We start from the raw sequence: 13,622 nt of genomic DNA on the forward strand, positions 1-13,622 counted from the left end.
CATCAGACTTAAATTTGCTCAAAAGAGTAATGAACTCTTAATCCAAAGTAAATGCATTTTCGATCCATTGCAGATCATAATGGAATTTTGAAAAGTCATGCTGTACTGTTTTTGCAATTTTCTGTGGAAAATCAAAACAAATCACATCAAAACGACAATAAAAATCCTGATAAGATGGATAGCGCTGTAAAAAACGCATCGCAGTTTTGATAATTTTCTTCTGTTTTGTCCACGTTACCATTTCACAAGCTTGTCCATAATTTCCTATAGTGCGTGCTTTTACTTCCACAAAAACTAACTCTTGCCCTCTTTTGACGATTAAATCCACTTCGCCACGGCGTGAATGGTAATTACTTGTGACCCATACATAGTTTTGTGCTTGTAAAAGGCTTAAAGCAGTTTGCTCTGCCCATTTCCCCAACTGTTGCGCCAATAACATTTTTATTTTCCCCAATGAAAAGCATCTCTAGATGTTTTTATGTGTAAGTTATTTTCTTAAATTCATCTGACATATCAGAACTAAATCGAACAAATGAAAATCAGATCATTTCCGAAAAGCTCAAGCTAGCAGACATTGTTCACGCCCAAATCATAATTTCGGGTAAACTACCCGATTAAAATTGTTTATCTGTACGGAGTAAAACCAAATGAGTGCTCAGTTATTTGTTGTAGCCACCCCAATCGGGCACTTAGATGATATGACTTTCCGTGCAATTGATATTTTAAAATCAGTTTCTATTGTAGCTGCCGAAGATACTCGCCAATCAGCACAATTATTTAAGCACTATAATATATCGACTCAACTTACTGCATGTCATGATCACAATGAAAGCAATAAAATTGAGCAGTTAGTCCAAAAATTACTTGCGGGCGATAGCATTGCTTTAATTAGTGATGCAGGTACACCGCTCATCAGTGACCCAGGCTTTAAATTAGTCCGTGCTGCTCAAGAGAACGGTATTAAAGTTGTTCCAGTGCCAGGTGCATGTGCTGCTATTGCTGCCTTAAGCGCGGTAGGTTTACCAAGTGACCGTTTTAGCTTTGAAGGATTTTTACCATCTAGAGCTTCACAACGTATTTCTCAATTAGAAAAACTTAAAAATGAAACCCAAACCTTAATTTTCTATGAGGCACCTCATCGTATTTTAGAGTCTATTAAAGATATGGCTCAGGTATTTGGTGAAGACCGTCCTGTAGGATTTGCACGTGAAATTACCAAAACCTTTGAAACCATCAAAAAAATGACCTTAAAAGATTTGGTCAGTTTTATTGAAAATGACCACAACCAAGAAAAAGGTGAAATTGTAGTGGTTGTGGGTGGTGCAGCTGCAAAAACAGATCTAGAACAAGAAAAACTAGATGAACTTTTAAAGCGTTTACTTCAAGACTTATCTGTTAAAGCAGCATCTCAACTTGCTGCCGATTTAACAGGAATTAAGAAGAAAGTCGCTTATCAACGTGCGCTCGAGTTAACACAATCTTAATTTTTGATTAGGTATGGTGATGACACAGACTCTTTGTTATCACCATCTGTTAATTTTGCATAATAAAATATAAGAATAAGAGTATTAATATGACTCAACAAATGGGCAAACTTGGCCCCCATGAAGGACAAGAGCTAGAATTATTACTTTCAGGCGAGAAATCTATCGCTCTATTTTACGATCTATTACCTGTCAGTTTCTTAAAGCATCTCGAACAAGGTACTTTATCAATGCTGAGTAAAGATATTGAAACTTCTCTGCCTTTACCCTTTTCAATTATGCTGATCTATAAAGATGCAGCTTTAGCAGATTTAAATGAACTCATGATATGTATTGAAACTTTATTTAAAGAAACTAATTTTGAAAAATGCATAGAGCTTGAACGAAGAATTGGACAACTTTTAGGTTACTCAGCGCAAGATATAGAGTTTTATATTCAGCATATTTCCAATCGCCATTTAAAGAGAAACCTCTAAAACTATCTCAATATGTGTTTTGCTGACTCGACAATAGTTTCCGTCAGTGCATCCAACTGTTTAGACTGCCTTTTCCAATGGTGCCAATATAACGGAATGTCGAGCCCAGCCTCAGGTATAACATCCACTAAAGTTCCATTGCTTAGTAAAGATTGAACCTGAAGTTCAGGCACCATGCCATATCCCAAACCTAATTGGATTGCTTTCACAAACGCATCTGTAGCAGGAATAAAACTATAAGGATAGCTCTGCAAAGGCAAACCATAATATTTCAGTAATACCTCTGAATGCATAAGATCTTTATGGTTAAAAATTACAGCTGGTGCACTTCTTAAAGTTTCTCGGTTTACGCCATGTTTAAACCAGTCAGCTGCAAATGCATCAGAAGCCAACATTTTATAACGCATTTTCCCGAGTGGTTGAGCTAAACAGCCTGACATGACCTGTTCTTCTGCAGAGATACATGCGTTGACTTGTCCTGTTTCTAATAAAGTATGCGTATGCGATTGATCATCAATTTTTAGTTCTAAGACTATTTTTTCTTTAAAAAGTGTTTGCTGAATGCTCGGTAAAAGCCAAGTCGCTAGCGAATCTGCATTGGACGCTAGAGCAATTTTATAGAATTCCGATTCCGATGATTTCCCCATCAAACCTTGTAATAAGTTTTGCTCCATTAATCTCGTATGACGTAAATGTTGCAATAACGTTTGCCCAGCTTGTGTGAGTACACATGGCCGCCCACGTATAATTAAAATTTGGCCTAAATACTTTTCTAAAGCTTGCACACGTAAGGACACTGCCGAGGGCGTAATATATAAATGCTCACCTGCCGCGTCAAAACTTCCCACTTCTGCGACTGCAAGAAAGGCTTCACACTGTTTGCTATCTAGCATATCAAACCTAAATTTTTTTTAGCTAAACCTAAATATTCTTAATTTTACTTATTTCTTAAGAAAAAGTCAGATAATTCCCACATCTGATTTTTCCACCTTATTGTTATGTTCTCTCTTAGTATATTTTTTAAAGGTTTCGGTATTGGTAGCGGCCTTATTGTAGCAATTGGAGCTCAAAATGCTTTTGTTCTAAAACAGGGGCTCAAACAGCAATATGTATTTTGGCTATGTTTAATCTGTGCGCTGTCCGACTCAATTCTAATCGCGTTTGGTGTATTAGGTTTTGCCGAAATCATGACAGCATCACCCATCTTAATTACGGTCGCTAAATATTTAGGGGCAACGTTTTTATTGGTCTACGGTGCGAAAGCATTCTATGCTGCCTTAAAACCCCCCCAGAGTATGGAGCTTGATAGCAGCCAGAAACAGACTTTAACTCAAGCACTAGTGACCTGTCTTGCCTTTACTTGGCTTAACCCACATGTCTATTTAGATACCATTGTTCTGATTGGTTCAGTTGCAACTCAACTAGAAGACAAAATTAGTTTCGCTTTGGGCAGCATTGTTGCCTCTTGGATTTTCTTTTTCAGTTTAGGTTATGGCGCAAGATTATTAAAACCATTATTTACCAATCCAAAAGCTTGGAAAATTTTAGATTTCATTATCGGTTGTGTTATGTGGGGTATTGCAATATCGCTTCTCATCTAATGCATTCAAACAGTAAAAAGTACCATGTCTGAATGGTACTTTTTATGCGCTCATAATTATGCTTGAGAACCCAACACCAGTTTTGACTGTTTTCTTTCTTGCTGAGACTGTTTTATGACAGCGTAACCAGAAGACACACCCAAGTACGCAATTACAAAGGCAACAAATAAATCTGGAAATACACTCCCTGTTCCAAATACACCAACGGCCGCTAAAATCACAGCAATATTGGCAATAGAATCATTTCTGCTGCACAACCAGACGGAACGCATATTGGCATCTCCATCACGGTACGCATAGAGCATAAGCGCGACTGAAACGTTAGCAATTAAAGCCATCACGCCAATTGCTCCCATGACCATTGGTTCAGGTGAAACACCATAAAAATAAGACCAAACCACTTTTGCAATAACAAAAATACCGAAAGCTGCCATCGTTATTCCTTTAAGTAATGCAGCTGTTGCGCGCCAATATAAACTCATCGAAAGCACAACTAAAGATAATGCATAATTTGCTGCATCTCCGGCAAAATCTAATGCATCGGCCCATAGCGAAACAGATTGAGCCTTATAACCGCCCAATATTTCTACTACAAACATCAACGCATTGATCACGAGAGCAAACCATAACGCTTTTCTAAAACGTGGACTCACTTTCTTTGAAGGAGAACATGTTGAAGCACAACCACATCCAGCCATTTTATTTCCTCAAGAACTCTTTTATAGTGATTAAAAACCCTTGAGTAGCTCCAGAGTCAAGCCTTATGAGTCTTTCTATTGGTCAATTATCAAAAAAAGCGGATGTTCCAATTGATACGATCCGTTATTACGAAAAAGTAGGTGTACTTGATCGTATCCAACGTTCAGAAAATAATTATCGTATTTACACCGAGCAGACCCTCAACGACCTATTGTTTATTAAACATTGCCGCGAATTAGATATTTCACTCAGTGATATTAAAACTTTAAAAGAAATGAAAGCTGAGCCTAAACAGGCATGTACAAAAATTGATAATTTAGTAGATAAATACTTAAATGAAGTAACTGAAAAAATTGAAAGATTATTACTTTTAAAAGAATCTTTAATTGATTTAAAACAGCACTGCTCTACCAATCGAACAGTGGATGAGTGTGGAATTTTAAAAGAACTGCAAAGCTCGCCTTAAACCTATTTTGATAAATTCATACAAATAAAAAAGCACCACTCATGTGATGCTTTTTTAAGATTAATGGTCGCTATGTTCATCAGGAGGAACTTCGGTAATTCTACCACCTCGAGCTAAAAATGCGGCAACTTCATCTTCCAACGCTTGGCGCTGTTTCTGTTTAGCAGTTACAGTCAGCGTTTCTGCTTCGGCAAGGTCAGTATCACTCAAACTGCCTGCTTCTTCATCAGCTGCACCGCTTTCGGCTGCTTTCGCTTCATCTTCATCTACAGCAGAATCTTCTGCATCTTCATAATCATTGATATCTGACATTTCACACTCCCCAGAATGATTTTATTGCATCATTGCTATGGTCCCAAGACCTCAGAAATTTAGCAATCTCTTTGCATTTAGCAAAGAGCCAATTTGGTCAATTCCGTATCTTTTATGACCAAATTGGTAATGATATATAAATGATTGTTCAAAAAATATCTACTGGTATTTAATTCACTCAGTAGAGTATAGACCCAGTAAATATTTTAATGCTTATAACGGGTACTTTGTAAAGCCCCTAAACCATTTGCTTGTTGCATAAATCGGTCTTTTAAAACCAGAGTCAGCTCAACTTGCTTAAGCCCCATATTGCGAGCCCACACGACTGGAAATAGCTCACTACTTTCAAGCCAACCAATTGCCGACATGCTATGCATCATTGCATCATTCTGACCTTTACGGCGATGTTCATAGCGCAATAAAGTTTGCTCATGTGCCCATACACCACGGTTTAAATCGTGAAGCAATACATCACACAGTACTGCGGCATCAAGACAGCCAATATTTACCCCTTGCCCAGCAAGTGGATGAATCACATGTGCTGCATCACCAATCAAAGCTAAACCTGCTTTTACATATTGTTTAGCAGCGCGAGCTTTGAGCGGAAATTGTGCTCTTGAACGAACTTCTAACACCTCACCCAACATGTGTTGGCTTTCTTGAGTTAAAAGCTGCATAAACGCTGTATCGTTTAAAGCTGAATATTCATCGGCATAATCATCTGGTAGTGTCCAGACAATCGATTGCCAATATCCATTTTCAGTTTCTTCAAGACTTGCCATTGGTAAATATGCCAAAGGTCCAGTAGGTAGGAAAATTTGGCGGGCAACATAATGATGAGGCTTTGCTGTTCTAATTGCACAGCTAATGGCTGCTTGTTTGTAATCTAGTACGTCGAGGTCAATAAAAGCCTGTTCACGTACAAATGAATTCGCACCATCTGCACCAATAAGCAGTTTAGTTTTAAGTGTCGTACCATCTGCTAATTGAATATGCCAGCATCCAACACCCTGCTCAATACGTGTAACACGAACTTGAGTACGGTAATCTGTAAGCTGCTGCAACATTTTTTGCTGAATAGCAACGTTCAGTACACTTGGTTCCACCATAGAACCCAAGGCTTGCTCAGCTAAAGGCTGACGTGCAGAGTCTTGACCAAAATTAATTTCACCATAGCCATTAAGATTCCAGACCTGCATGCCTGTATAAGGCATTTGGCGTGCAAGATCATCCCAAACATTTACCGTTTTAAGCAAATGAATGGTCGCTTGGCTAAGTGCTAAAACACGCGGGTTCATCACACTTAATGTTTTCTCAACATCAAGCACAGGAGCCGCATCAAGCACTGTGGGTTGTACGCCACCTTGCGCAAGTAATAAAGCAGTTAAACCACCAACCAATCCACCACCAACAATGACGACATCCAACACTTCACTCATGCTTTTAACCCCATTGCATAGTTAGCCACCAATGGTTTTACACCCGGAATGACATCAAACGCAATTAAACCCGTATTACGAATTAATTTTAATAATGGATTTTGGTTACTAAAACCACGAACAACTGTGTCACAGAACTTAATCACGCGCTGCTGATCTGATAAACGAGCTTGCTCATAGGCAAGTAAGTTATCAGGATTACCTAAATCATCAGAAGTAGTTAATTGGTTCACTAAATAACGCACTAAAACATCGGCATCACGTAGACATAAATTAAAGCCCTGTCCTGCAACTGGATGAATTGTATGCGCTGCATTACCCATTAGAATAACGCGACCAACAGCTTGTTTATGGGCAAGCACTTGTGAAAGTGGATAGCTAAAACGTTTACCCGTTTTTTCAAATTTACCTGCTCGGTCACCGTAAGTTTGTTGTAAAGCACTTAAGAAATGCTGGTCATTTTCATCACCCAACCATTCATTTTCGGTGCCTTTTTTAACAGGCCATACCACTGAGCGGCGGTACTCACCCGGTAAAGGTAATAAGGCTAAAGGACCTAATGCGCTAAACCGTTCAAAACCTACCTGCTCATGCGGTTTTGATGTCTGAACCGTAGTCACAATTGCAACCTGATCATAGTCGTGAACATCAACACCCACACCAATTGCCTGACGACAAAAAGAATCGCGTCCATCAGCCGCAATTAATAATTTTGACTCAAGTTTTAAAGTTTCCTCACCACGCAAAGCTTCAATATGTACTTGCTCAGCATCTTGAGTTAAAGCGGTAACCTGTACACCATCAATGAGTTCAATCAAAGGTTGCTGACGCACTTGAGTTAACAACACACGACCAAGCCAAGCATTTTCAATTACCTGACCAAAGCTTTCGACTTTCTCTTGTTCTGCAATTAAACGTGCTTTACCAAAACTGCCTTGCTCAGTAATGTGGACTTGCAAAATTGGGGTCGCATGTTGCTGTAATGCATCCCATAACCCTAGCTTCTGATAAATCTGTACGCTACGACGCGATAAAGCCGTATTACGCGCATCAAAACTCGAATGGTAAGGAGCAACATTTTGATCATCATAATTTGGGTATTTCACAGCTTCTAATAGCTTTACCGCAATATTAGCCTTCGCGAGCATGAGTGAAAGGCTCAAACCCACCATTCCCCCACCTACAATAATCACTTGTTGTTGCATCGAGTTTTGCTCCTTTGGCGAATACGTTTAATTATGCTTTAGCTTGCGCCATTAAATGTTCAATATCTGCAATATCTTTAACCACATTAGCAGTTAAAACTCGTGGTCCTTTCGAGGTTGCGACCACATCATCTTCAATACGAATACCAATACCACGCCATTTTTCATCTACAGTTTCATCATCTGGTGCGATGTATAAACCAGGTTCAACTGTAATGACCATACCCTCTTCATATTGACGCCAATCTTCACCTTTTCTGTAAGACCCGACATCGTGTACATCCATGCCTAGCCAATGACCTGTGCCGTGCATATAAAACTGACGGTATGCTTCGGTTTCGATGAGTTCGTTAACATCACCTTTGAGTAAACCTAAATTAACTAGACCTTCAGTTAAAATTTTAACTGCTATTTCATGAGGCTCACGGTATGAATTACCAATACGAACTGCATCAATCGCTGCATATTGGGCAGCCAATACAACTTCATATAATGCTTTTTGCTCAGCACTAAATTTACCATTGACCGGAAAAGTACGAGTTATATCCGAAGCATAGAATTCATATTCACATGCAGCATCAATTAAGACTAAATCACCATCTTTGAGTGGCTTGTTATTTTCAACATAATGTAAAACACAAGCATTAGCTCCACCGCCTACAATACTGTTATAAGACGGAACACAGCCATTTTTCCCAAAAATATAATTGAGTTCAGCTTCAAGAGCATATTCCATCATTTCTGGGTGCACCGTTTGCATCGCACGCTTATGTGCTTCAGCACTAATATTTGCAGCAATTTGCATTAGCTCAAGTTCTTGTGGTGACTTAACTAAACGCATTTCATCAACAATACGGTCGAGCTGTAGCAATTGAGCGGGAGCGTTTTCATGTCGGTGCTCGGCATCTGCTTTTTTAATCCACTGGCTCACTCGCGCGTCAAACTCAGCATCGTGCCCAATCCGATAATAAAGACGCTCTTTATTTAATAATTTTTCAATAATTTCTTCATCAAGCAAATCAATGACATATGCTTCATCAGCATCATAGTCTTCAACTGCACCATCAACTCCAGCACGGAAACCATTCCAGATTTCCATCTCGCGATTACGTTCACGGCAAAAAAGACTATAGCTATATTCTTCATCGTCGAAGGTTTCAATGACAGCAACTGCCTCAGGCTCAGCAAAGCCCGTCAAATAGAAAAAACTACTATCGGCACGGAATTTATAATCCGCATCACGATTACGGTACATTTCTTCACGCGTTGCAATAATTGCAATGCTGTTTGGACCCATTTTTTCTGCCAGACGGTCTCTACGATGTCGAAAATCAGCTTGAGGCAATTTCATAATGATCTACTTGATTTAGAATTTTAAAGTCAAAAAATAAAATACAACCAATAACACATCGCCTCAATTAGCTTGGGCGATGTGGAGTAAACATTTCTACAATATTTTGTTCTGTGTCTACAGCAGCAGATTTACTTTTTGCATGAAATTTTTTCAATAAAGAACTTTCAGCTACAGTAATTTTTTTTCTGCCAATAGACAAACTTACAGGGATTAAGCGTACAAATTCATATAATTCTTCGTAGCTGCTTTCACCTTCTTCATCATTGTCAGAGTCTTCAAATTCGACTGCTGCAATATCTTGAAGGTTCTCAATCAACTCAAGTTCATCTGGACGAATATGACCCGATGCCAATCCAAAACCTAATACAACGCCTGCACACCAATCTGATAAAGCTTGTACACGCTCTTGAAGTAGATGGTCATCGTCAGGAAGCATAGGTAAATAATCTAATTCATCTTCAGATAGTGCATGAATAACATCTTCTGCTTCATCAGTTAAAAGCGTTAGAGCATCTTCACTTAACTCTGGCACATTAAGGGTTGTTAAAATTTGTGACCATTGTTCACGCGTTGGCGCTTCTGTCACACAAACAATACCTGTTAATAGACCATGTAACTCACTAGGGCTTGAAATTTCTTCAATTCCTTCAAAATGAGCGTTCCAATCTGTCCAGCCTGAAATATCGTCTTGCATTCGTTTATCCAATCTCTATACTTTGTATATATTACCTTTGATTGCAATTCTGTGCGACCTCGTTATGTTAGAACAATTACAGCGGCTACAAGCGCATATCAGCGTATTAAAAACACGCTTACATCATTTAGAGAGTGAACATGCGGCACTCTCAGAAGCTAAAGAACTGGCTGAAACAGAGCATCACGCACAAGTTGTGCAAAAAAATAGTATTATCACTAAAAAACAAGAGGAAATTGAGTCGGTAACTGAGCAACTATCTCAGTTAAAAGGTCAATTTCAACAGTTGAATCAGGATGCTAACACACTTGCGGAACGTTATAGCCGATTAGAAAAAAGTACGACTGATTTAAAAAATCGTTTTCAAGAAATTCTTGCCGAGCGCAATGAATTACGTGTTGCAAAAGAAAAGTTACAAGCCCACCAGCGTCAAACTCAACAAGAGCTCCATGATTTACAACAAGATCGTGATCGTTTGTTACAAAAAAATGAGCTTGCTAAATCAAAAGTTGAAGCGATTATTCAACGTTTAGGAATTTTAGGCACTGCTCAAGATCAGCATGCTCAAGAAATTCAGCAGCTTGCCCATCCTAATGCTGAAACTGGTGAGGAGACCCAATCATGAGTGAACAAGTCATGGTAGAGCTTAGGCTGATTGAGCAGACCTTTAGACTCGCAACTACTTTAGACAAAAAAGATGAACTTGAACGTGCAGCAGAACTTCTCAATGAGAAATTTAATGAGATGCGTCGTAGTGCTCCACGTGTTGAGCACAACAAACTGGTCATTATGGTTGCTCTACAATTGACTCAAGAAGTACTGAGCCTTAATAAGTCTTTGCAAGAATACACTCACTGTGAACGTTTACTGCAAACGATATTGGATGATGTTGAACAAATTGTTTAAATAAATTATCCATACAAAAACGCCTTGCTCTATGAATAATAAATGCAAGGCGTTTTTTATTGGCACTATTAAGCGTAATTGAAATTACTTTATGCCTGTTAATGTACAAAGCTTCATCAAACGCAAACTAAGTTTACAGTTCCAGAGGTTTAGGTGATTGCCAACATGGTCAGATCGGTTATACTTAAACTGTCTCTGGGATGTTCGCCAGCGGGTCTATTCCCCTGCCGATACTTAAACTTATGGATGTGTTCTGTATATTTAGAGTGTATGCCTACCTTCGTGTAGGAAACCCAGCAAGTATACGTCGCGTCCACCTTGAACTCATCGGGTTCAGGGTAACGACACATGCAGCGGCATCTTCGGAGCATTTATTTAATTATAAAAACAATAACTTAAGACAAGAATTATCAATTTGAAAACCTATTATTTTTCACCAAATTAATCAAAAATAGGCTTATAGTAGGCTACAGAAATATTGTGGTATATTGCTGCGTATCGTTTCATCCTTTTTAAGTCACCATGACCCAAAGATATAAACTTACAAAAACATTTATCGACAACATCCCGCTCGAAGAAACGGGGACTAAATTTTATCGTGACTCAGTTACTATTGGTTTTGGTTTAATTGCAACAAAGTCGAAAACCTATTTTGTTGAAACGAGAATGCCTGATGGACGAAATAAAAGGAAATCCATTGGTAAACATGGTGTATATACTCTTGAGCAAGCACGTACTGAAGCTAAAAAAATATTGCTAATGATGCATCAGGGCATTGATCCAGTTGCTCAAAAAAGACAATTAAAGAATGATTTTAAATCCGAAAAAGAAGCAAACGAATTAATCCCAACTCTTGAACAAGCATATGAAGTCTACAAAAGTAAAAAAAAGCTAAGCGCTAATACGATTGATGCTTATGACCGATGTGCCAATGATTATTTTGAAGATTGGAAAAACATCAAAATTACTGAAATTTCTCAGAAAATGACTTTAAACAAGCATATGGATTTATCTGAGCGAAGCTTAGCGCAGGCAAATCTTGCAATGAAGTTTTTATCTGCTGTTTATAACTTCAATGCCTCAATTCTATATAACGATAATGATGAAAAAATTATCACAGAAAAAAGCCCTGTTGGGGTTATTTATAAAGAAAAGAAATGGAACAAGATAAAACGTCGTAAGGGGTATATTCGAGCAGACCAGATACATGACTGGTCACTTGCTGTGTGTACAACTTGGTGGGCAGGCAACCAAAATTTAAATCATCGTGCATACACAAATCAGGACTTCTTACTTCTATTGATCCTAACCGGATTCCGCAGAGAAGAAGGCGAAACACTGGAATGGGCAAATGTTGACTTAAAATATGGAACTTTAAAAATTCAGGACCCAAAAAATCATGAAGACCTTCTCCTACCGATGGGAGAAATGCTTTGGTATATATTGGCAGAACGAAAAAAACTTGCTGGCAATAATAAATACGTTTTCGCTGGTGATACGCTTGATTCACATATCGTTGATAAGCGTGAAGCTCGTCATACGATTACTGAAACAACTGGTATTCAATTTACATTTCATGACTTGCGGAGAACTTTCGGAACAATCGCGAATAGTCTAGCGATTGGTAGTTACACAATTAAAAAACTTATTAATCATACAGTCAGTGATGATGATAGCGATGTAACCGATGGGTATGTTCAAGTGACATTTGATGATCTTCGCAAAGCTATGAATATGATTGAAAACGTTGTGTTATCTGATATTTCAAAAGCTTTGATCAAAAACAGAATCTACTTTGAACAAAAATCAATAAGGAATATGAGAGAAAAATGGGTTGAGCATAACAATAGTATTATAAGCAGATAATGTGAATAGTTGGGCTAGTTTCGATGGTCCTAAATATTAAATCACTTACAGAAAATTGAGAATTAGCAAATGAAAGATTGGGTTTACTTTTATATCGAGCACACAATTAAATATGGTGAGCCATTCTATAAAGAGATAGGCTGGTCTCTAGGTTTGCAAAATAATTATATTGTTATGAGCGCGATACAAAGCTAAACAAAGATAAACAAAGATAAACAAAGATAAACAAAGATAAACAAAGATAAACAAAGATAAAAAAATAGAATAGCAGATTAGTTAATTAAATTAATATTTCAAAGCTATTTAAAATAATTTTTAAATAGCTTTTTATTTTCTATCTTTTACTTTTTCTTTAAAACTGGTGAGTAATTACCATTTTCTAATTTCAAGATAAGATAATTAGTCATGATATCAGAATATCCCTGATGCTCTAAAAATTCATTAATAACATGTTCATTTACTACTTTACCGCCACTTAAATCAATGCCATTGTAATTAAAATTCCATTCATGATGTATAAAGCCACTATTTGAAACGAACGATAATTTTTGCACGTCATTACTCACATATAAAATAGCATATGGATCTCTACCATCATGCACTACACCATTATATGATGTTGTAGATTTATTTATCCTTTTATATTTAAAGAGCTCTTTTAAATTTCTTTTATTAAGTTTACATTTAATTAGCTTGCCTACAGAATCCAAAACAATAGTTGCCTTAGTATAGTCCGGTTCATATAATTCATTATTTTTATAAAGTTTACTATGAGCTTTTGTTTTTATACTTACAGCTCCATATGGTTCAATTACTATAGGGGGATCACATACCTCAACCTCTAAAATACTTTCGTTTTCAAATAGTGCATATATTCCAAAAACAGGTACAGGTTTATCTTTATGATTAACAAGAACAATATCATCTATTCTTTTGGCCGATATTATATCTGAAACAATCTTATAATGTACGGTTACTTTATTTCCAATTTTTTTCGAAGATAGAAGAATTGTTATGGCTGTAGATAAAACTATGATTAATGGTCTAAAGTAGTGATCAACAATCCCTATTATGTCTGCTATACCCATTGATAATTTCCTATTTAATGATATTTTTAAAA

The 13,622-nt window shown here is 37.5% G+C and carries 16 protein-coding genes and 1 other RNA gene; 8 read left to right on the top strand and 9 right to left on the bottom strand.

What is annotated here, in order from left to right; translation table 11 throughout:
* Positions 1–37: 37 nt before the first annotated feature.
* Complete coding sequence (locus K6I41_RS13635) at positions 38–439, bottom strand: YraN family protein (RefSeq protein ID WP_004793907.1); 402 nt, start codon at positions 437–439, stop codon at positions 38–40.
* A 208-nt stretch (positions 440–647) separates the two neighbouring features.
* Between K6I41_RS13635 and rsmI the strand changes: the two genes are divergently transcribed.
* Together rsmI and K6I41_RS13645 are read left to right on the top strand one after the other, a co-directional pair.
* Positions 648–1,484: a 16S rRNA (cytidine(1402)-2'-O)-methyltransferase gene (gene rsmI, locus K6I41_RS13640; protein ID WP_013198586.1), complete on the top strand. Its 837-nt coding sequence runs from the start codon at positions 648–650 to the stop codon at positions 1,482–1,484.
* A gap of 89 nt (positions 1,485–1,573) precedes the next feature.
* Positions 1,574–1,960: a hemin receptor gene (locus K6I41_RS13645; RefSeq protein ID WP_151987247.1), complete on the top strand. Its 387-nt coding sequence runs from the start codon at positions 1,574–1,576 to the stop codon at positions 1,958–1,960.
* A gap of 2 nt (positions 1,961–1,962) precedes the next feature.
* On the opposite strand, the gene K6I41_RS13650 is transcribed toward K6I41_RS13645, so the two are convergent.
* Positions 1,963–2,853: a LysR family transcriptional regulator ArgP gene (locus K6I41_RS13650; protein ID WP_151987245.1), complete on the bottom strand. Its 891-nt coding sequence runs from the start codon at positions 2,851–2,853 to the stop codon at positions 1,963–1,965.
* 105 nt (positions 2,854–2,958) lie between these two features.
* On the opposite strand from K6I41_RS13650, the gene K6I41_RS13655 reads away from it, so the two are divergent.
* Entirely contained in the window at positions 2,959–3,561 is a 603-nt protein-coding gene (locus K6I41_RS13655; protein WP_250374578.1) for a LysE/ArgO family amino acid transporter, read from the top strand.
* Positions 3,562–3,617: 56 nt separating this feature from the next.
* Here the strand turns inward: K6I41_RS13655 and K6I41_RS13660 are convergent, their stop codons facing one another.
* Positions 3,618–4,259 (bottom strand): cation efflux transmembrane domain-containing protein, encoded by a 642-nt coding sequence (locus K6I41_RS13660; RefSeq protein ID WP_151987241.1) that lies wholly within the window; start codon positions 4,257–4,259, stop codon positions 3,618–3,620.
* A gap of 65 nt (positions 4,260–4,324) precedes the next feature.
* Between K6I41_RS13660 and K6I41_RS13665 the strand changes: the two genes are divergently transcribed.
* On the top strand, positions 4,325–4,726 hold the full coding sequence (locus tag K6I41_RS13665; protein ID WP_005303416.1) for a MerR family transcriptional regulator: 402 nt from the start codon (positions 4,325–4,327) through the stop codon (positions 4,724–4,726).
* A 60-nt stretch (positions 4,727–4,786) separates the two neighbouring features.
* Here K6I41_RS13665 and K6I41_RS13670 read toward each other — a convergent pair whose 3' ends face one another.
* The 5 genes from K6I41_RS13670 to K6I41_RS13690 form a co-directional block, all read right to left on the bottom strand.
* Positions 4,787–5,038, bottom strand: a complete 252-nt coding sequence (locus K6I41_RS13670; protein ID WP_005303414.1) for a hypothetical protein — start codon at positions 5,036–5,038, stop codon at positions 4,787–4,789.
* A 206-nt stretch (positions 5,039–5,244) separates the two neighbouring features.
* Entirely contained in the window at positions 5,245–6,477 is a 1,233-nt protein-coding gene (locus K6I41_RS13675) for an FAD-dependent monooxygenase (protein WP_250374579.1), read from the bottom strand.
* A complete protein-coding gene (gene ubiH / locus K6I41_RS13680; protein ID WP_004793923.1) occupies positions 6,474–7,682 on the bottom strand; it encodes a 2-octaprenyl-6-methoxyphenyl hydroxylase in 1,209 nt (402 codons plus the stop codon). The genes K6I41_RS13675 and ubiH overlap by 4 nt, the downstream gene beginning before the upstream one ends.
* Positions 7,683–7,713: 31 nt before the next feature.
* Entirely contained in the window at positions 7,714–9,033 is a 1,320-nt protein-coding gene (gene pepP, locus K6I41_RS13685) for a Xaa-Pro aminopeptidase (RefSeq protein WP_250374580.1), read from the bottom strand.
* A gap of 67 nt (positions 9,034–9,100) precedes the next feature.
* The gene (locus tag K6I41_RS13690) at positions 9,101–9,730 is read right to left on the bottom strand and encodes a UPF0149 family protein (protein ID WP_013198594.1); all 630 of its coding nucleotides are present in this window, start codon (positions 9,728–9,730) and stop codon (positions 9,101–9,103) included.
* A gap of 64 nt (positions 9,731–9,794) precedes the next feature.
* Between K6I41_RS13690 and K6I41_RS13695 the strand changes: the two genes are divergently transcribed.
* The 4 genes from K6I41_RS13695 (at position 9,795) to K6I41_RS13710 (ending at position 12,502) form a co-directional block, all read left to right on the top strand.
* Positions 9,795–10,355 carry a hypothetical protein gene (locus K6I41_RS13695; protein ID WP_003652857.1) on the top strand — a complete coding sequence of 187 codons (561 nt, stop codon included), beginning with the start codon at positions 9,795–9,797 and terminating at the stop codon, positions 10,353–10,355.
* On the top strand, positions 10,352–10,636 hold the full coding sequence (locus K6I41_RS13700; protein ID WP_003652859.1) for a cell division protein ZapA: 285 nt from the start codon (positions 10,352–10,354) through the stop codon (positions 10,634–10,636). The genes K6I41_RS13695 and K6I41_RS13700 overlap by 4 nt, the downstream gene beginning before the upstream one ends.
* 189 nt (positions 10,637–10,825) lie before the next feature.
* Positions 10,826–11,009, top strand: a non-coding RNA gene (gene ssrS, locus K6I41_RS13705) — 6S RNA.
* A 149-nt stretch (positions 11,010–11,158) separates the two neighbouring features.
* On the top strand, positions 11,159–12,502 hold the full coding sequence (locus tag K6I41_RS13710; RefSeq protein ID WP_250374581.1) for a tyrosine-type recombinase/integrase: 1,344 nt from the start codon (positions 11,159–11,161) through the stop codon (positions 12,500–12,502).
* Between the two features lie 341 nt (positions 12,503–12,843).
* Here K6I41_RS13710 and K6I41_RS13715 read toward each other — a convergent pair whose 3' ends face one another.
* Complete coding sequence (locus tag K6I41_RS13715; protein WP_250374582.1) at positions 12,844–13,590, bottom strand: hypothetical protein; 747 nt, start codon at positions 13,588–13,590, stop codon at positions 12,844–12,846.
* Between the last annotated feature and the right edge of the window lie 32 nt (positions 13,591–13,622).

Source organism: Acinetobacter sp. AS23, from assembly GCF_023612055.1.
Taxonomy (GTDB): Bacteria; Pseudomonadota; Gammaproteobacteria; order Pseudomonadales; family Moraxellaceae; genus Acinetobacter; species Acinetobacter oleivorans.

Bases quoted from the DNA above. Each gene is read 5' to 3' on its own strand.
- K6I41_RS13635 (WP_004793907.1), bottom strand. From the start codon at position 439: ATGTTATTGGCGCAACAGTTGGGGAAATGGGCAGAGCAAACTGCTTTA.
- rsmI (WP_013198586.1), top strand. From the start codon at position 648: ATGAGTGCTCAGTTATTTGTTGTAGCCACCCCAATCGGGCACTTAGAT.
- K6I41_RS13645 (WP_151987247.1), top strand. From the start codon at position 1,574: ATGACTCAACAAATGGGCAAACTTGGCCCCCATGAAGGACAAGAGCTA.
- K6I41_RS13650 (WP_151987245.1), bottom strand. From the start codon at position 2,853: ATGCTAGATAGCAAACAGTGTGAAGCCTTTCTTGCAGTCGCAGAAGTG.
- K6I41_RS13655 (WP_250374578.1), top strand. From the start codon at position 2,959: ATGTTCTCTCTTAGTATATTTTTTAAAGGTTTCGGTATTGGTAGCGGC.
- K6I41_RS13660 (WP_151987241.1), bottom strand. From the start codon at position 4,259: ATGGCTGGATGTGGTTGTGCTTCAACATGTTCTCCTTCAAAGAAAGTG.
- K6I41_RS13665 (WP_005303416.1), top strand. From the start codon at position 4,325: ATGAGTCTTTCTATTGGTCAATTATCAAAAAAAGCGGATGTTCCAATT.
- K6I41_RS13670 (WP_005303414.1), bottom strand. From the start codon at position 5,038: ATGTCAGATATCAATGATTATGAAGATGCAGAAGATTCTGCTGTAGAT.
- K6I41_RS13675 (WP_250374579.1), bottom strand. From the start codon at position 6,477: ATGAGTGAAGTGTTGGATGTCGTCATTGTTGGTGGTGGATTGGTTGGT.
- ubiH (WP_004793923.1), bottom strand. From the start codon at position 7,682: ATGCAACAACAAGTGATTATTGTAGGTGGGGGAATGGTGGGTTTGAGC.
- pepP (WP_250374580.1), bottom strand. From the start codon at position 9,033: ATGAAATTGCCTCAAGCTGATTTTCGACATCGTAGAGACCGTCTGGCA.
- K6I41_RS13690 (WP_013198594.1), bottom strand. From the start codon at position 9,730: ATGCAAGACGATATTTCAGGCTGGACAGATTGGAACGCTCATTTTGAA.
- K6I41_RS13695 (WP_003652857.1), top strand. From the start codon at position 9,795: ATGTTAGAACAATTACAGCGGCTACAAGCGCATATCAGCGTATTAAAA.
- K6I41_RS13700 (WP_003652859.1), top strand. From the start codon at position 10,352: ATGAGTGAACAAGTCATGGTAGAGCTTAGGCTGATTGAGCAGACCTTT.
- K6I41_RS13710 (WP_250374581.1), top strand. From the start codon at position 11,159: ATGACCCAAAGATATAAACTTACAAAAACATTTATCGACAACATCCCG.
- K6I41_RS13715 (WP_250374582.1), bottom strand. From the start codon at position 13,590: ATGGGTATAGCAGACATAATAGGGATTGTTGATCACTACTTTAGACCA.